The sequence below is a fragment of the Arthrobacter sp. TE12231 genome, from assembly GCF_054062895.1.
Genome location: NZ_JBSSFS010000001.1, coordinates 1,258,619 through 1,276,198 on the forward strand (window position 1 = coordinate 1,258,619; position 17,580 = coordinate 1,276,198).

Sequence of the window (17,580 nt, forward strand, 5' to 3'; positions counted from 1 at the left end):
ACACCATGTCCGAACCGGCCGTTCAGGCCCCCGCGCTGCCCGCCCCCGCGCCCGGGAAGGGCGGCCGCTTCGCCCGCCTGCCGCTGCTGGCCGGGCGGACTTTCATCCCGCTGGGGCTCTTCGCGCGACTGCCGCTGGCCATGCTCACCGTCGGCGCCCTCACCCTTGTCACCGCCGTCACCGGATCCTATGCCGTGGGCGGCGCCGCAGCCGGTGCCGTCGGCATCGGTTCCGCGCTGGGCGCTCCCGTCCTGGGCGTCCTCGCGGACCGGCTCGGCCAGCGCGGAGTCCTGCTGGTGTCCGCCATCGCCAATACCGCGGCCATTGTCGCCCTGATCCTCGCGGCGTACCTGATTTCCGGCATGCAGGACCTATCCGCCGCCGCCCCCGCGCTCGCCGCGGCCTTCGTGGCCGGGGCCAGTTGCCCGCAGGTCGGCCCGCTCGCCCGGGTCCGCTGGATGGCACTGACATCCCGGCCGTCCGGTGCCGGCCGCGCGGCCGGCGCAACCTCCGCGGACCTGGACACCGCCCTGTCCTATGAGAGCACCGCGGACGAACTCACGTTCGTGCTTGGTCCCGCACTGGTCGGTGTCCTCGCCAGCCTGCTCGCGCCGTGGCTGCCGCTGGCCCTTGCTGCGGCACTGACCGTTGTCCTCGTACCCGCCTTCGCCGTCCACCCCACGCACCATGCCGTGATCCGCACCCCCCGGCGGCCGGCTGCCGGTTCCGTCGCCGGGACGGCAGGGGTGCGGGACCGGGACGCCCCGACGCCACGGCGCCTCCGGACCCTGGCCGCCGTCGCCCTTCCCGTGCTCGCGATGGTGTGCATGGGCACGTTCTTCGGCTCCACCCAGACAGCGCTGAGCTCCTTCTCCGCCAGCTTCGCCACGTCCGAGCTCGCGGGCCTGCTCTACGCCGCCATGGGACTCAGCTCTGCCGCAGCCGCCCTCTCGGTCGCGTACTGGCCCCGTCGCCTCACGGTCAACGCCCGCTGGATCGCCTGCGCGGCACTCATGGCCGGCCTTGCTCCGCTGTTGCTGCTGCCCGCGACGGCACTGCCCATGGTCCTCGTGCTGCTCGTCCTGGGCCTGCCCGTCGGCCCGCTCATGGTCACCGTCTTCGCGATCGGCGGCCTCGTGGCTCCGGCCGGAAAGCTCGGCACGGTCATGACGGCCCTGGCCAGCGGCATCGTCGCAGGCACAGCGCTCGGATCCTCCATCGCCGGACAGCTCGCCCAAAACTTCGGGTTTTCAACGGCGTTCCTCGTGCCGGTGTGCGCCGCGACGGCACTGTTCCTCCTGGGGACGGCCGCCGCCGTCGTCCTCCGGCAACGCGGGAAGAACACCTCCCAACTGACTAGCAGCTATGGTCGGTTTGAGCGCTGAAAACGGCCCTAGCTGCGAGTCAGTTGGGACAGGACGACGGGCCAGGGCGCGGGCGTTTAGCCCAACTGCGCCTCGATGCGCCGGGCCGCCTCCGTGAGGGCGCCGGCGACCTCGTCCGGATCCTGTGCCGCGCGGATGTAGACCACCGCGAGGGCGGCCGGCCGGCCTCCGGGCACGCGCAGCGGCACCGCAAGGGAGGACACGCCGGTAATGACCTCGTCGTGGCTCGCCGCAAAGCCGCGTCGCCGGGCCTCGGCCGCTTCGGCCCGGTACGGGATGCCCGGGGCCAGGGACTGCCACTCCTGCTCCGTGAAGGCGGACTGGATGGCGATACCCGGTGCGCCGGCGCTGATGGGATGCCGCGACCCCGGGTGCTGCACGACGGCGGGGCCGCTGTGCCGCGGATCAACGGTCACCAGCGTCACGCACTCCTCCCGGTCCCAGACGGCCACGAAGGCGCTCATCGTCAGGGTGTTGGCCAGTTGGGTCAGCTCCGGCAGGGCCGCGGACTGCAGGTTGCGCGAGACGCCCCGCGCCAGGACGGCAAGGCCCGGGCCCGGCTGGACACGGCCGCCGTCGTCGCGCACCAGCAGCGAATGGTCCTCGAGCGTGCGCAGGATGCGGTAGGCCACGGAGCGGTGGACGCCCATGGCGTCGGCGAGTTCGGCGATGGTGAGCGGCTGCTGTGCTTCGGCGAGGATCTCCAGGGCCCTGATGCCGCGGGAGAGCGTCTGGGACGGGGAGGCCTGGGCGCTGCCGGCGTTCGGGGTCATGGGATCCATCCTAGGGGCGGGGTCGCGGTAAGCCGGGTTCGCGGAGGCTCTTGTGTTCCGGCTCACGGTCCGCTAGCGTTCTATATGGGAACTATTTGTTCGATTATAGAACACCAGCGTATAAAAAGCCCAAGTATAAAAAGCCCAAGAGAAGATACAGCGCCAGGACAACTACAGCCCGTGAGAGCACGCGCTGAAAGCGCAGCCTGGGAAGACCGCCACCGAACCCAAGGGATCATCGATGATTGCCGAGCCTCGCGACCATGCCGGGGATGCCCCGGGCGCCGGGCGTGTCCACGGCCGGGCGGCCGACCCGCGGGCCAACCATTTCCGGGGCAGCCTCGGCCGGTACGCCACCGGCGTCGCGATCGTCACCTTCGACGGGGTGACGAAGCGCCACGGCATCACCGTCAACTCCTTCACGTCCGTCTCGATGGACCCGCCGCTGGTGCTGGTGAGCATCGCCCGGACCGCCAAGGCGCACGATGAACTTGCCGGCCGGCCCTTCACGGTGAACATCCTCGGCGCCGAGCAGCGGCAGCTGGCCATGCACTTCGCCGGCCGCCCAGGCCCCGAGCCGCTGTGGGTGGAAGGGGAGACCGCACCGCGGCTGTCCAATGTGCTCGCCTACTTCGCGTGCAGGCCCTGGGCGGCCTACGACGGCGGCGACCACACCCTGTACATCGGCGAGGTCGCGGACTTCAACTACCGCAACGGCGATGCCCTGGCGTTCGCCAACGGGTCGTTCACCACCATCCCGGAAAGCCAGCTGGGCATGGAAGACCTGCTCTAGCCCCCGCACCCCCCTCAAGACCGCTCAGCTCAACGACGACTGGAGAAAGACCAATGGGTATCCGCACCGGACGGCAGTATCTGGACAAGCTCAACGCCATGACCCCGCATGTCGTGATCGACGGCGAGGTGGTCAGCGAGAAGATCGCCGAGCACCCCGCCTTCCGCAACGTGGCCCGCTCCTACGCCAGGCTCTTCGACATGCAGCACGACCCGAAGTACCAGGACGCGCTGACTTACACCTCGCCGAGCACCGGCGACCTCGTCAACGCGTCCTTCCTGGTGCCCAGGACCATTGAGGACCTCCAGCGCCGGCGCCGGGCCATCTCGACGTGGGCCGAGTCCTCCAACGGCTTCCTTGGCCGCTCCGGGGACTACATGAACTCCTCGCTCACCGCGCTCAGCACTGCCGAGAAGTGGTTCTCGCAGGCGGATCCGAAGTTCGGCGAGAACATCCGCAACTACTACGAGTGGGCCCGGGAGAACGACGTCCTGGCCACGCACACCCTCATCCCGCCGCAGGTGAACCGCTCGGTCTCCGGTTCGGAGCAGCTCGGCGGCCAGCTCTCGGCCCGGATCATCGAGGAACGCGAGGACGGGATCGTCATCCACGGTGCGCGCATGCTTGCCACCATCGCCCCGATCGCCGACGAGCTCCTCGTTTTCCCGTCCACGGTGCTCCGCGGCACCCCGGAAGACGCCCCCTACTCCTACGCCTTCGCCATCCCCAACGATGCCCCGGGCCTGCGGTACCTCTGCCGTACCTCGCTCTACAACGGCGGCAGCACCCACGACGAGCCGCTCGCCTCCCGCTATGAGGAAATGGACGCCGTCGCGGTCTTCGACCACGTCTTCGTGCCCAACGAGCGCATCTTCATGCTCGGCAACCCGCAACTGTGCAACAGCTTCTACTCCGAAACCGGCGCCGGCGCGCTCATGACCCACCAGGTGGTCACCCGCACCATTGCCAAGAGCGAGTTCTTCCTGGGCCTGGCATCCGAGCTGGCCGAATCGATCGGCATCGACGGCTTCCAGCACATCCAGGAGGACATCGCGGAGCTGATTATCGACGTCGAAATCGGCCGGGCGCTGGTCCGTGCCTCCGAGGCCGACGCCGAGCTCAACGACGCCGGCGTCATGCTGCCCAAGTGGTCCACCCTGAACGCCGCCCGCAACTGGTACCCGAAGATCGCCCAGCGCTTCCCGCAGATCATCCGCAAGTTCTCGGCGTCGGGCCTCATGGCGCTGCCGGGCGAGGCGGACGTGAACAGCGAGGCCCGCGCGGACATCGAGCTGTACCTGCAGGGCAAAACCCTGACCGGTCCCGAGCGCGTCCGGCTCTTCAAGCTGGCTTTCGACGCCTCGATTTCCGGGTTCTCCGGCCGGCAGTCGCTCTATGAGTACTTCTTCTTCGGGGACCCCGTCCGCATGGCCGGCGCCCTCGTGAACAGCTACGACCGTGAGCCGGTCCGCGCCCGGATCCGCGACTTCCTCGCCCGCACCGACTGAGGCGCGCAAGACGCACCCCGGAAATGTGTGCGGGATATCACATTTTCATAGTAGTATCCTACATACCAACTGACCGTTCGATCAGTAATTAGAGTGATCCGCAGCTCCTGCGGCACGAGTTCCACGAGGCACCAGCTAGTCACTTCGCACCCACCCCGGGCAGTACCTCTGCCCCCAGCAACGGAGTTCCAATGACCGTAACTTCTTCCGTAGATTCAGTAGCGGGTCCCAGCAGCAAACATGAGGAACGCAAGGTCCTCGCCGGGACGCTGGTCGGCACCACCATCGAGTGGTACGACTTCTTTATTTTTGCCCAGCTGACGGCAACGCTGCTGTCACCGTTGTTCCTGGCCCCGCTGAACGCATCCAACCCCGGCCTGGCACAGATCCTGTCCTTTGCCCTCATCGGCATCAGCTTCCTGTTCCGCCCGCTCGGCGCGATCGTTGCCGGCCACCTGGGCGACCGCCTCGGCCGCAAGGCCATGCTCGTCTTTACGCTGGTCATGATGGGTGCCGCTACGGCCCTGATCGGCATGCTGCCCACCTACGCGCAGATCGGCGTCTGGGCCCCGATCCTGCTCATCACGCTCCGCGTCATCCAGGGCTTCTCGGCCGGCGGTGAATGGGGCGGCGCCGCGCTGATGGCCGTGGAGCATGCTCCGCTGAGCAAGCGCGGCCTCTTCGGCGCCTACCCGCAGATCGGTGTACCGGTGGGCATGATCCTCGCCACGGGTCTGCTGTTCTTCCTGAACACCAGCATGTCCAAGGACGACTTCGCCTCCTGGGGCTGGCGTGTGCCGTTCCTGCTCTCCATCGTGCTGATCGTCGTCGGCTACCTGATCCGCCGCGCCGTGTCCGAAAGCCCCGTCTTCAAGGAGATGCAAGACCGCAAGGAAGAGAGCAAGGCCCCCCTCGGCGAACTGATCCGCAAGCACAAAAAGGCCGTCCTCTACTCCACGATGATCTTCATCGGCAACAACGCCGCCGGCTACCTGCTGATCGCCTTCTTCATCTCCTACGCCACCAAGACGCTGAAGATGCAGACCCCGCAGATCCTGCTGGCCACCACGCTGGCTTCCTTCGGCTGGCTGATCTTCACGCTGGTCGGCGGCTGGCTCTCGGACAAGATCGGCCGCGTCAAGACGTTCCTGCTCGGCTACGCGATCGTCTTCGCCTGGATGATCCCGATGTTCGCCCTCATCGACACCAAGGACATCGTGCTCTACGGCGTGGCGCTGTTCGTCCTCACGATCGGCCTGGGCCTGTCCTACGGCCCCATGTCCGCCATGTACGCCGAGATGTTCCCGGCCAAGGTCCGCTACTCCGGCATCTCGATCGGCTACGCGTTCGGCGCCATCCTCGGCGGCGCCTTCGCGGCCATGATCGCCGAAGCGCTCCTGCAGGGCACGCACTGGACCGGCTCCATCGGCATCTACATCATGATCCTGTGCGTCATTTCCGCCGTCGGCGTCCTGCTGGCCGGCGAAACCCGCGGCCGCCCGCTGGGCCTCAGCAAGCACTAGAACCGCACAACAGCGACACGGGGTCACCTGCGGGACATCCGAACCATTCGGACGGGCCGCAAGTGGCCCCGCGTTGCTGTTCTAGTACCCGGGGGCGCTGCCCTTGAACTGGGACCATTTCCCGGCCACCCTGCCGTCGTTTGAGGCGACGATGAGGTCTCCGCGCAAGGTCGGGCCCAGGACGTTCCGGATACCTTGGCCGGCAGGCCGGGCATCCTTGTCCCGCCAGACTTCGGTCACCGTGTAGCCGTCGAACGTTGCGATGACAAAGGAGTACCCGGAGGCAACATCGGGACAGAAGCCAAAAAAGGCCGGCGCGTCATCCCCCACGCGCCTGATCCGGCTGATGCCCTGGCACAGATGCATACCCAGACTTGCCGGCGCGTCATAGGCGAGATCCAGCGTGTACTGCCCTGTGTGAATTTTGCCCTCGGTGCGATTGATCCGGTGCAGTCCGGAAGGATTGACATCCCCCGCCAGGAGGACGCAGCGGGGCAGGGGCAGAATGCCCACAGTCTGCGTTCCGTTCGTACCCGAGAAGTAGTGGGCTTCCTGCCATGTTGCCCCGAGGTTGTCGGAGTAGAGGACGCCGTTGGAGCCGGCTCCGGACATGTTGTCCCCAAAATTAAGCCAGATACGGTCCCAGTAGGGATCCCAGGCCACTCCGTGAAGGTGATGCCCCTTCGTGCTGCGGCCCTTTGCCGTCAGCCATGCATTCAGGTCAAAGATTGTCGTCCACGTCCTGCCGTAGTCCAGGGACAGGTACGTGTAGCGCGCGTTCTTGCCCTCGGCGATAATTTCCGTGCCACCGGACCACGTGTAACCGGATTTCGGTCCGTATTCGTTGGCCAGGACAATGTTGTCGTGGACGGCGAGCCCCCAGGCGGAAGCAAACTTGACCTGGGGATTGGACCCGTTCAGGACCACCGTCCACGAGGCCGAGCCGGACCCGTAGCCGCTGGACACATATGCGCGCCGCATGTTGGTGGCCGTAATCAGGACGAACACCAGCAGCTCGCCGTTGTCCAGGGGAAGGACGGCTTCGACGAACTCCCCGGCAAACGTCCTGACAGTTGTCCAGGTCAGCCCTTCGTCCCGGGTTTCCTTCAAAGTGCCGCTGTAGCAGTTCCATCCCCGGACCCGGTTCCTGTCCATGGCCACCATGATCTCCGACTGCAGCCGGGACGTTCCCGTGAGGGTGGTCGCAGTCAAGGGTGCCCGGTCCGGGACCGCGTAGGCGACCGGGGCCAGCAGTGCTTCGGGCGTGGTCACGGCGGCGGCAGCTGGTGGAGCGCCCAGGACCGGGAGAACGGCCGGCAGCGATGTCGCTGCGACTAAACCCAACATTGAGCGGCGTCCGATTTCAGCCATGAGGCACGTTAGGACGCGCACCTTGCAAAAAGGTTGGGCACTGCGCCTTTGGAGGCCCTAGACGGCCAGGAAGCTGATGGCCCCCTGCTTGAAGGCACGGCTGGTGACGGCGTTGGTGTGGTTACGGCCGGGCAGGGTGAGCTGCTCCACCATGGCGCCGGACTTGGCCCCCAGGGCGGCGAGGTTCGGCATGGAAGCAGCGCGGTCGTCCTTCTCCCCGGCCACTAGCAGCATCGGCATGGGCGGGATTGCCTCAGCAGGATCGAACGGCTCGCCCTTGATGGCCTCCACGAGCGAGAGCAGCGCGAAAATGTTGTTGCTGGGCAGCAACTGGGCCATCTTCAGCAGTTCGGCGGTCGATGCGTCGGCGATCGGAGTGCCGTCGGCCAGGTACCGCTGCGCGGCCACGAGGTCAAAGTCCGCCAGCGGATCCGCGGTGTTCGGCCCGCCCAGCACCAGGCGGTGCACGAGCTCATGCTGGGTGGCGCCAAACTCCCAGGCCAGCCGGGACCCCAGCGAATAGCCGATCACGTCGAGCCCGCTGGACGGGTCGCCGTCGCGCAGGGGGCGCGCGCCGGCATCGAACGCGATCTGGAGCAGGTCCGCACGGATCCGGCTGGGGGAGTAGGAGTCCATGTCCTCGGGGGCGCCACTGCGGCCGTGACCTGGCAGGTCCACGGTGATGACGCGCCGGCCGGCGTCCAGGAGTGCGGTGAGCCAGCCGGTGTCCTCCCAGTTGAGCTTGGAGGAGGAGGAAAACCCGTGCAGCAGCAGGATCGGACGGAGCCCGGCGTCGTTCTGGGGCTCATGCACCTCCACATACAGCTGGGGGTCGGTGCCCTCCACGGTGTGGGAATGCTGTTCGCCGGTGTGTCTGCCGCTCATGGTGTCAGTCCTCATCAAGTACGGCGCTCAGGCGGACCCGGCGCTTCGGTGCCTCTTCCTTCGGGACCGTGCCCACGATGCCGGCGGTATTGTCCGGGACCTCGAACACAATCAGGGGCTCGCCGACATTGATCTTGTCACCGGGCCCGCCGTGGATACGCACCACTTTACCTGCCTGCGGGCTGGGCAATTCAACGGCCGATTTGGTGGTTTCGACCTCCACGAGCGGCTGGTTGCGCTCCACCTGGTCTCCCGGGGAAACGAGCCATTCCAGCACGGTCGCTTCGATCAGGCCCTCGCCGAGATCCGGCAGCGGGAAGGAAATTTCAGCCACGTTTGTACTCCAATACTCGCTGGATCCCGAAGAGGATCCGGTCAATGTTCGGGATGTATTCGTCTTCCAGATCGCCCGAGGGATACGGGACGTCGAAGCCGGTGACGCGCTCCACCGGCGCCTTGAGCGTGCCGAAGCAGCTCTGTGTGATCAGCTGCGCCACTTCGGCGCCGAGGCCCGAGGTGAGCGGCGCTTCATGGACGACGACGGCGCGGCGCGTCTTGCGCACGGAGGCGGCCAGCGCCTCGGCGTCGATCGGCTTGAGCCAGCGCAGATCCAGGACCTCGATATCGATCCCGTCTTCCGCGGCGAGCTCGGCCACCTGCAGGCAGCGGGCCACCATGGCGCCCCACGCGACGAGCGTCAGGTGGCGGCCCTCGCGCATGACCTTGGCCCCGGTGGGGGAGACCCCGGCCGCATCGTGCCTGGCGAGGTCGACCTCGCCCTTCTGCCAGTAGCGGGACTTCGGTTCCATGAAGATGACCGGGTCCGGCCGCGTCGCGGCGTACTTGAGCAGGTGGTAGGCCTCGTGCGGGTTCGACGGCGAGACGACCTTCAGGCCCGGGACGTGGGCAAAGAGCGCCTCGAGGCTTTCGCCGTGGTGTTCGGGTGCCCGGATGCCGCCAAAGCTGGGCACGCGCAGCGTGATCGGCATGGGCATGGTGCCCCGGCTGCGGTAGTTCATCCGGGCGATCTGGCACACGATCTGGTTGATGGCCGGGTAGGCGAAGCCGTCGAACTGGACCTCGGGGATGGGGTGGAAGCCGGCCATCGCCAGGCCGACGGACATGCCGAGGATGCCGGATTCCGCCAGCGGGGTGTCAAAGACCCGCTGCGGGCCGTGCTTGGCCTGCAGGCCGTCCGTAATCCGGAAGACGCCGCCGAGCCGGCCGCAGTCCTCGCCGAAGATCAGGGTTCTCGGGTTGTCCGCCAGGACCTCGTCGAGGGCGCGGTTGAGCGCCTGCTGCATGGACATCACGGTGGTTGATGCGGGACTTTCCACCACAGCATCACTTTCAAGCATCGAGTTAGACATGTTCGGACTCCTCGCGCCAGCTGGCGGCCTGGGCCTGCAGGGCAGGGGTGGTTTCCTGGAAGACCAGGTCAAACATTTCAGTGCCGGGCCGGGATCCGAGCGCCTGGACGCCGGTACGGATCTGTTCCTCTTCGGCCTTGGCCGCTGCGAGGGCCTCCGCAAAGAAGGCCTCGTCGGCGATGCCGTCCGCGAGCAGCCGCTGGCGGAGCCGTTCGAGCGGATCGATGCCGGCGCCGTCGCGCTCCTCGTCGAGGGAGCGGTAGCGGCCCGGATCATCGGAGGTGGAGTGCGGTCCGCGGCGGTAGGTCATCGCCTCGATCACAACGGGTCCGCTGCCGGCCCGGGCGTGCGCGAAGGCGCGGCGGGTTGCCTCGACGACGGCGGCGACGTCGTCGCCGTCGATGTGCAGTGCCGGGATGCCGTACCCGGCGGCGCGGGCGGCGACGGAACCACCGGCCACCTGACGTTCGGTGGGCACGGAGATGGCCCACCCGTTGTTCTGGATGAAGAACACCACGGGCGCCTTCATCACGGCGGCGAAGTTCATGGCCTCATGGACATCGCCCTGGGACGATGCGCCGTCGCCGAAATACGTCAGGGCGACGCCGTCCTTCCCGTCCAGCGTCTGGCCGTGGGCCCAGCCGACGGCGTGCAGCACGGAACCTGCGACGACCGCCTGGATCGGGGCCAGCCGGGATTCCATCGGGTTGTACATCCCGCCATGCCACGTGGCTTTGTGGGTGGACATGTAGGCCACCATGTCCACGCCCATGGTGCGGGCGACGCCCATCTCACGGTAGGTGGGGAAGACGAAGTCGCGGGTGGTGTCCACGGCGTAGCCGCTGCCCACCTGGGCGGCTTCCTGGCCGAGTTCGGGCGCGTAGCCGGGGATGATGCCCTGCCGCTGCCAGGCGATGGCCGAGGTGTCGAGGTGCCGGACGGCCACCATCAGCGAATAGAGCTCGCGGAGCTCATCGGCAGTAAGGGCCCCGGCATCGGCGCCGGAAGCCACGGGGAGAAGTGTGTCCATGCCTGTGACCCTAGTCACCGGCGGCAGGGTGGGCAATCAGCCTAGGTATTGCTGCCCAGACTGCATAATTCTGCGTCACCCTAAGCCAAAACATGTGGCAATTTGTCTAGCGTCCCGTGAATCCGGCCTGCCATGCCCGTGCCCCGCCTCCGGGGTGCCGCGCGGGCGCAACGGCCGTGCCGGGGGAGTGCCGCTGCGCGGAAGCGAAGCGGCACTCCCTCCAGGCTATTCGGACTGCCGGGCGGCGGCCCGGTTGCGGGTGACGCGGGCGCCGATCCAGCATGCCGCGGCGATGCCGGCGACGAGGGCCAAGGTGCTGAAGAGCTGCTTGCTGCTTTCGGGGCTACTGAAGCCGACGGCGAAGATCAGCGCCAGGAGTGCCAGGCCGAAGATCGTCAGCCCGGGGAAGCCCTTCATCCGCAGCGGCAGCGGGGTGCCGTCCCGGTCCGCGCGGCGGCGCAGGATCAGCTGCGACACGAGGGCTGAGCCCCACACCACGAGGCACGTGGACCCGACAAGCTGGAACAGGGCCGGCAGGATCTGGTCCGGGAAGAGCAACTCCAGGACGGCGGCCAGGAAGCCGAAGGCGACAGAGACGCTGACGGCCAGCACGGGGACCCGGGCCGTGTTGAGCCTCGAGAGGAACCGCGGGGCCTCCCCGCGCTCGGCGAGCGAGTACACCATGCGCGATGCGCCGTAGAGGTTGGCGTTCAGGGCGGACAGCAGTGCGACGACGGCGACCAGAGTGATCGCGGCCGCCGGCGCCGGGGATCCGGGCGGCGTCGAGCACGCCGGCGAAGGGGGATTTCAAGGCCGCCGAGGTTGAGGGCAGGACGGCGGCGATGACGAATACCGAGCCGATGTAGAACACGAGGATCCGCCAGACCACGGTGCGGATCGCCTGTGCCACGCTGTGCTGCGGGTTCTCCGTCTCGGCCGCGGCGACGCTGACGATCTCCGTGCCGCCGAAGGCGAAGATCACTACGAAGAGCGCGGTGGCGATGCCGCCCAGGCCCGCCGGGGCAAAATTGGAGGTGAAGTTGCTCAGTCCCGGGGACGGGACGTCCGGCAGCCAGCCCAGCAGCAGGGCCGCGCCGATGCCGAGGAACAGCAGGATGGCAGCCACCTTGAGGATGGCGAACCAGAACTCGAACTCGCCGAAGTTCTTCACGCCGGCGAGGTTGACCGCCGTGAACAGGGCCATGAAGATCAGGGACAGCGCCCAGACGGGGATCACCGGCCATACGGTGAACAGGAGGGCGGCCGCACCCAGCGCCTCAGCGGCGATGACCACCACGAGCTGCAGCCACCAGAGCCAGCCGACGGTCGCGCCGGCGGTCTTGCCCATGGCCTTCTGCGCGTAGACGGAGAACGCGCCGCTGTTGGGGTTGGCAGCGGCCATCTCGCCGAGCGCCCACATGACCAAAATGATCAGGGTTCCTGCGACGAGGTAGGAGATCAGTACGGCCGGCCCCGCCGCCTGGATTCCGGCACCTGAGCCGAGGAACAGGCCGGCGCCGATCGCGCTGCCCAGTCCCATCATGGTCAGCTGCCGCGGCTTCATGCTGTGCCCCAGGGTCGGGGCCGGACGGGCGGCGGGTAACTTCGCGGTGGACTTCGTTGTCATGTGGCGAACCTTCGTGTGGTTTTTGAGCTGGGCGTCCTTATGGGACCTATTGAATTTACCGTCTTTCGCCCGGCCTTTCCGGCTGCCGCAGTGCCAAGGCCGTGAGAGCATGGTGGCAGTTTGCTCACTGAATCGGGAATTCGGCAACGGTTTGTCCGGCCCGGGCTGCTTGGGAGGGAAGAATTCATGGACGTCGATCCGCTGGACGCAAAGATTGTCCGATTTTTCACGGATTCACCGAGGGCCTCTGTCCTGGAAGCCTCGCGGGTCCTGAAGGTGGCCCGCGCCACAGTGCAGTCGCGGCTGGACCGGATGCAGGACGGCGGCGTGATCGGCTCCTGGGTGCCGCAGCCCGATCCGGCGCACTTCGGCTTCCCCGTGGTGGCGTTCTGTTCCCTCACGATCAACCAGGACCTCGGGCACGACGCCGTCGTGGAGGCCCTGGCGCAGATCCCCGAGCTGATTGAAATCCACACAGTCTCCGGGAGTTCGGACCTCATGGCCCGCATAGCCGCGCGCTCCAATTCGGACCTCCAGCGCGTCCTCGATGCCATGATCGGCACCAGGACCGTCCTGCGCTCCTCCTCCGTGATCGTCCTCAACACCCACTTCCAGGGGCGCACCCTGCCGCTGCTGGAGGCTGCGGCCGGACGCCGGTGAATCCACGGCGGCCCTACACGACGCTGAGGTTCCCGGGCAGTCCGGAGCGCCCCGTGAGCAGGAGCAGCAGGTCCGGGGCCGAGGGCAGCCGCGCGCCGATGGCCCCGGCGAGTTCCAGGGACGCGGCGATAGCGGGGGAGAGCGTATCGGGCGGCGGGAGGCCGATGGCGCGGGCCAGGTCCAGGCCGTGCACGGCCAGTTCGAAGCTGCGGGTCGGCAGGTAGTCGATCAGGGTCATTGCCCCGGCGGCGGTGGCGACGGGCGCGTCGTCCGGGGTCTTCGCGACGAGTTCCGTGACCCGGTCCACGAGCTTCCTGACGGCGGCGGCCGGGTCCTGCCCGAGGGCTTCGCCGGCCTCACGGCCGCGCGCGGCGATGGCCTCGGGCAGCACGCCACCGCGGATCGCCAGGAAATAGGCTACCGGGCCGTCGAGCCTGTCTCCGCTGGCGGGGGCGGAGAGGTACGTCTCGACGGTGCTCAGCGCACGGCTCGTGTGGCCCGTCAGTGCGCGGACGTCCCACTCGCCCAGCGCCGGCCTGGTCCAGGCGGCTTCGGGCACGTGTTCCACCAGGTCCAGGAACGCACGCGCCGCTCCGAGGTAGCAGTATCTAATCGCCACAGCATCCATACCGCCGATTATTGTCCCGCCGGCGTGAGCTTCCAACCGCGGCGGCAGTGACGGCAGGGCCCGCAACATTTCGCTTCAGGAGCCAGTGGTCGTAGAATTAGTTCTAGTCACATTGACTATAACTAGTCCGGCGGTCGGGCCGGCACCTTCCGGGGGTCCCCACGGGGACCGCCCAGAAGTCTGGAATGCGGGGTGAATCGCCGTTTACACGACAGCTGCCAACGTCTCGGAGCGCCAGCTCGCCCCGCCGTCGCTGGCCATCTCCACCGTGATCTTTGCGCTGCGTCCCAGCGAGCGGTCCGGACGGCCCACCCTTTGGATCCCGCTGGTGCGCCGGATCCGGGAACCGTTCAAGGACCTCTGGGCACTGCCCGGCGGCCCGCTCACGCACTCCGAGTCCCTCCAGGATGCCGCGTCCCGGAACCTGCGCGAGACCACCGGACTGGCCCCGAACTTCCTCGAGCAGCTCTACGCCTTCGGCGGCCTGCACCGCTCACCCACCCAGCGAGTCGTCTCGATCGTGTACTGGGCGCTGGTCCAGCCCACGGAGGCCGCGCTCGCGGACGAGTCGGAAAACGTGCGCTGGTTCCGCGCCGACCGGCTCGGCGAGCTCGCCTTCGACCACAACGCGATCATCGACTACGCCCTGTGGCGGCTGCGCAACAAGATGGCCTACGGATCCATCGCGTACCACCTGCTGGGCGAGTACTTCACCCTCGCCCAGGTCCGGGAAGTCTACGAGGCCGTCCTGGACCGCGAACTCGATCCGGCCAACTTCCGCCGGCAGGTCAAGGCCACGCCGGAAATCGAAGAAACCGACCAATACCTGCAGGGCGGCAAGCACCGCCCGCCCCGCCTCTACCGCTTTACCGGCCGCCCCGGCCTTGACCCAGACAACAGGAGCACACCATGAGCAGCGTCAACACGGCAATCCAGCTGATCACGCGCGAACAGGCCACCACCACGGCAGGCGGCGCGGCGGCCAACACCTGCAGCCCCGCCCTGGCGCGCGGGCCGTGGGACTTCGACCTCGCCGAGGCCCTCGCCGGGGTGCCCGCGTACGGTCCCGGCGCCTCATCCGCCGACGCCGCCCCGGCGTCGACCCCGCGGCAGGGGCAGCTGCCGGAGGAGTACAAGCTCGCCAGCGACGCCGAACTCGACGCCCGCATCCGCGCCGCGAAAGCGGCACTGGGGGAACGTGCCGTCGTGCTGGGGCACTTCTACCAGCGCGACGAAGTGGTCGAATACGCCGACTTCGTGGGCGATTCCTTCCAGCTCGCCAACGCGGCACTGACCCGCCCGGAAGCCGAAGCCATCATCTTCTGCGGCGTCCACTTCATGGCCGAAACCGCGGACATCCTGTCCCGGCCCGAGCAGGCCGTCATCCTGCCCAACCTTGCCGCGGGCTGCTCCATGGCGGACATGGCGGACATCGACTCGGTCACCGAGTGCTGGGAACAGCTCGAGGAGCTTTTCGGCACGGAACCCGACGCCGACGGCCGGGTTCCGGTCATTCCGGTCACCTACATGAACTCCTCGGCCGCCCTCAAGGGCTTCTGCGGCGAGCATGGCGGCATCGTCTGCACCTCCTCGAACGCCGCCACCGTGCTCGAATGGGCGTTCGAGCGCGGCCAGCGCGTGCTCTTCTTCCCGGACCAGCACCTGGGCCGCAACACCGCCAAGGCCATGGGCGTTCCGCTGGACCGGATGCCCATGTGGAACCCGCGCAAGGACCTCGGCGGCAACGATGAACAGGCGCTGCAGGACTCCCGCGTGATCCTCTGGCACGGTTTCTGCTCCGTCCACAAGCGCTTCAACGTCGGCCAGATCGACAAGGCCCGGGCCGAGTTCCCCGGCGTGCAGGTCATCGTGCACCCGGAATGCCCCATGGAGGTGGTCGACGCCGCCGACTCCGCCGGCTCCACCGACTTCATCCGCAAGGCGATCGCCGCCGCCACGGAGCCCACCACCTTCGCCGTCGGCACGGAGATCAACCTCGTCAACCGGCTGGCCGCGGAGTACCCGCAGCACACCATCTTCTGCCTGGACCCGGTGATCTGCCCCTGCTCCACGATGTACCGCATCCACCCCGGCTACCTTGCCTGGGTCCTGGAAGCGCTCGTCCGGGGCGAAGTGGTCAACCGCATCACGGTGGAGGACGACGTCGCGGCCCCGGCAAAGGTGGCGCTGGAACGCATGCTGGCGGCGCGGCCGTGACCAGGCGGCTGGTGATCGTCGGCAGCGGCGTTGCCGGGCTCTACGCCGCGCTGCTCGCTTCCGACGCGGCTGCCGGCAGCGGCCGTGACATCGAGGTGGTCCTCCTGAGCAAGGGGACGCTGGAGCAAAGCAATACCTTCTACGCCCAGGGCGGTGTCTCTGCCGTCCTGGCGGCCGAGGACGCCGCCCCCGGGGACTCCGTAGCCGCCCACATCGGCGACACCCTCGCCGCCGGCGCCGGGCTCAACGACGCCGAGGCCGTCCGGGTCCTCTGCACGGAGGCCGTCCGGGACATCGCCGGCCTGGGCCGCTACGGCGTGCACTTTGACGCCCGTCCCGACGGCGGCCCGGCCCTGGGCCTCGAAGCCGCGCATTCCGCGCCGCGCATCCTGCACGCCGGCGGGGACGCGACGGGCGCCTGCATCGCCCGCGGGCTGGTCGCCGCTGTCCTGGAACGGGCCGTCCAGGGCCTGCTCCGGGTGGAGACCAGTGCGTTCGTCACGGACCTCCTGACCGACGCCGGGCCCGACGGTCAGCCCGGATCACCCTCGCGGCCCGGCAGCACGACGCCGCCCCGGGTCACCGGCGTGGAATATCTGGCCGGCGGCCGGACCCACCAGCTGGCCGCCGACGGCGTCCTCCTCGCCACCGGGGGTGCCGGCCGGCTGTTTGCCCGCACGAGCAACCCCTCCGTCGCCACCGCCGACGGCCTCGCCCTGGCCTGGCGTGCCGGCGCCGCGGTGCGGGACCTCGAGTTCTTCCAGTTCCACCCCACCACCCTTGCCGCCGAGGAGGTCCCCGGCGGCCCGCCGGCCCTGCTCATCTCCGAAGCGGTCCGCGGCGAGGGGGCGGTGCTGCTGGACTCCGCGGGCTACCGCTTCATGCCGGACTACCACCCGGACGCCGAGCTCGCCCCACGCGACGTCGTCTCCCGCAGCATCGCCCTCCACCTGGCCGCCACGGGCGCCGCACCGGACAGCCCGGTCTACCTGGACGCGCGCGGCATCGAGTCCGCCCGCGGCACCGGCTTCCTCGCCCGGCGGTTCCCGACCATCACGGCCGCCACCCGGGGCGCCGGTTATGACTGGACCGCCGAGCCGGTACCCGTGTCCCCGGCCGCCCACTACTGGATGGGTGGCGTCTGCACCGATCTGTGGGGCCGCACGTCCGTTCCGGGCCTGTATGCCGCCGGCGAGGTTGCCCGCACCGGCGCCCAGGGAGCCAACCGATTGGCGAGCAACTCGCTGCTGGAGGGTCTCGTGTTCGGCCGCCGCGCCGTCGAAGACTTCCTGCGTGCCCCCGCGCCGGAGACGACATGGTTCTCACCGGCGCGAGGGGACGTCCACGCCGGTAGCATCGACCTGTCCGCGGCCGCTGTTCCTCCACGCACCGGCGCCGCCGGGGTTCCCTTCAGCCGTGCAGCCCTCGGCCGGCTCATGACCGCGGCTGCCGGAGTGACGCGCACCGGCGCCGAGCTCGCCGCCGCCGCGCTTCAGCTGGCGCAGTGGGCGGCGGGGCTTGCCGCCGGGGACAGTGCCGGCCTGGACCAGGGCGCCCGCGAGGACCGGAACCTGCTCCTCGCGGCCCGCTTGCTTGTGGCGGCTGCCCTGAACCGCACGCAGTCCGTCGGAGCCCACTACCGGGCGGACACCGCCCGGGCCGTCACCTCCCGCCTGGCAGACGCCGCCCGCTCGAACGACACTGCACCCACGGAAGACCATGCCGAGGCTGCCGTGCAGTCCGGTCCCGCCTCACTGACCTCCAGCGGCCGGCATCATGCCGCTGCCCGCTCCATGCAAAGGATCTAGCC

Annotated in this window: 15 protein-coding genes and 1 pseudogene; 8 read left to right on the forward strand and 8 right to left on the reverse strand. The window is 68.5% G+C overall.

Going from position 1 to position 17,580, the window contains the following annotated elements:
* The first annotated feature begins 5 nt into the window (after nt 1–5).
* Nucleotides 6–1,385: an MFS transporter gene (locus ACVWYS_RS05730; RefSeq protein ID WP_456510277.1), complete on the forward strand. Its 1,380-nt coding sequence runs from the start codon at nt 6–8 to the stop codon at nt 1,383–1,385.
* A 56-nt stretch (nt 1,386–1,441) separates the two neighbouring features.
* Here ACVWYS_RS05730 and ACVWYS_RS05735 read toward each other — a convergent pair whose 3' ends face one another.
* Nucleotides 1,442–2,158: an IclR family transcriptional regulator gene (locus tag ACVWYS_RS05735; protein ID WP_116766507.1), complete on the reverse strand. Its 717-nt coding sequence runs from the start codon at nt 2,156–2,158 to the stop codon at nt 1,442–1,444.
* Between the two features lie 241 nt (nt 2,159–2,399).
* Here ACVWYS_RS05735 and ACVWYS_RS05740 point away from each other — a divergent pair, with 241 nt between their 5' ends.
* From ACVWYS_RS05740 to ACVWYS_RS05750, 3 genes are all read left to right on the forward strand, one after another.
* On the forward strand, nt 2,400–2,951 hold the full coding sequence (locus ACVWYS_RS05740) for a flavin reductase family protein (RefSeq protein WP_116766508.1): 552 nt from the start codon (nt 2,400–2,402) through the stop codon (nt 2,949–2,951).
* A gap of 53 nt (nt 2,952–3,004) precedes the next feature.
* Nucleotides 3,005–4,459 carry a 4-hydroxyphenylacetate 3-monooxygenase, oxygenase component gene (hpaB, locus tag ACVWYS_RS05745; protein WP_116766509.1) on the forward strand — a complete coding sequence of 485 codons (1,455 nt, stop codon included), beginning with the start codon at nt 3,005–3,007 and terminating at the stop codon, nt 4,457–4,459.
* A 191-nt stretch (nt 4,460–4,650) separates the two neighbouring features.
* Nucleotides 4,651–5,982 (forward strand): MFS transporter, encoded by a 1,332-nt coding sequence (locus ACVWYS_RS05750; protein WP_344368142.1) that lies wholly within the window; start codon nt 4,651–4,653, stop codon nt 5,980–5,982.
* Between the two features lie 81 nt (nt 5,983–6,063).
* Here ACVWYS_RS05750 and ACVWYS_RS05755 read toward each other — a convergent pair whose 3' ends face one another.
* The 6 genes and pseudogenes from ACVWYS_RS05755 to ACVWYS_RS05780 form a co-directional block, all read right to left on the reverse strand.
* Nucleotides 6,064–7,353, reverse strand: a complete 1,290-nt coding sequence (locus ACVWYS_RS05755; RefSeq protein ID WP_456509455.1) for a hypothetical protein — start codon at nt 7,351–7,353, stop codon at nt 6,064–6,066.
* A 57-nt stretch (nt 7,354–7,410) separates the two neighbouring features.
* Entirely contained in the window at nt 7,411–8,238 is an 828-nt protein-coding gene (locus tag ACVWYS_RS05760; protein WP_456509456.1) for an alpha/beta fold hydrolase, read from the reverse strand.
* 4 nt (nt 8,239–8,242) lie between these two features.
* Nucleotides 8,243–8,572 (reverse strand): biotin/lipoyl-containing protein, encoded by a 330-nt coding sequence (locus ACVWYS_RS05765; RefSeq protein ID WP_043482513.1) that lies wholly within the window; start codon nt 8,570–8,572, stop codon nt 8,243–8,245.
* Nucleotides 8,565–9,608, reverse strand: a complete 1,044-nt coding sequence (locus ACVWYS_RS05770) for an alpha-ketoacid dehydrogenase subunit beta (protein WP_456509457.1) — start codon at nt 9,606–9,608, stop codon at nt 8,565–8,567. Before ACVWYS_RS05770 ends, ACVWYS_RS05765 begins: the two co-directional genes overlap by 8 nt.
* A complete protein-coding gene (locus ACVWYS_RS05775; RefSeq protein WP_456509458.1) occupies nt 9,601–10,638 on the reverse strand; it encodes a thiamine pyrophosphate-dependent enzyme in 1,038 nt (345 codons plus the stop codon). Before ACVWYS_RS05775 ends, ACVWYS_RS05770 begins: the two co-directional genes overlap by 8 nt.
* Before the next feature lie 225 nt (nt 10,639–10,863).
* Nucleotides 10,864–12,265, reverse strand: a pseudogene (locus ACVWYS_RS05780) (amino acid permease).
* A 186-nt stretch (nt 12,266–12,451) separates the two neighbouring features.
* Between ACVWYS_RS05780 and ACVWYS_RS05785 the strand changes: the two are divergent.
* Entirely contained in the window at nt 12,452–12,925 is a 474-nt protein-coding gene (locus ACVWYS_RS05785) for an Lrp/AsnC family transcriptional regulator (protein ID WP_344368137.1), read from the forward strand.
* Between the two features lie 13 nt (nt 12,926–12,938).
* On the opposite strand, the gene ACVWYS_RS05790 is transcribed toward ACVWYS_RS05785, so the two are convergent.
* Entirely contained in the window at nt 12,939–13,553 is a 615-nt protein-coding gene (locus ACVWYS_RS05790; protein ID WP_456509459.1) for a maleylpyruvate isomerase N-terminal domain-containing protein, read from the reverse strand.
* A 196-nt stretch (nt 13,554–13,749) separates the two neighbouring features.
* Between ACVWYS_RS05790 and ACVWYS_RS05795 the strand changes: the two genes are divergently transcribed.
* The 3 genes from ACVWYS_RS05795 to nadB are packed head-to-tail and all read left to right on the forward strand — an operon-like array spanning nt 13,750 to nt 17,578.
* Nucleotides 13,750–14,466 (forward strand): NUDIX hydrolase, encoded by a 717-nt coding sequence (locus ACVWYS_RS05795; RefSeq protein ID WP_091253495.1) that lies wholly within the window; start codon nt 13,750–13,752, stop codon nt 14,464–14,466.
* Nucleotides 14,463–15,770, forward strand: coding sequence for a quinolinate synthase NadA (nadA, locus tag ACVWYS_RS05800; RefSeq protein WP_456509460.1), 1,308 nt, complete (start codon nt 14,463–14,465; stop codon nt 15,768–15,770). The genes ACVWYS_RS05795 and nadA overlap by 4 nt, the downstream gene beginning before the upstream one ends.
* Nucleotides 15,767–17,578 (forward strand): L-aspartate oxidase, encoded by a 1,812-nt coding sequence (gene nadB / locus ACVWYS_RS05805; protein ID WP_456508661.1) that lies wholly within the window; start codon nt 15,767–15,769, stop codon nt 17,576–17,578. The genes nadA and nadB overlap by 4 nt, the downstream gene beginning before the upstream one ends.
* Nucleotides 17,579–17,580 lie beyond the last annotated feature (2 nt).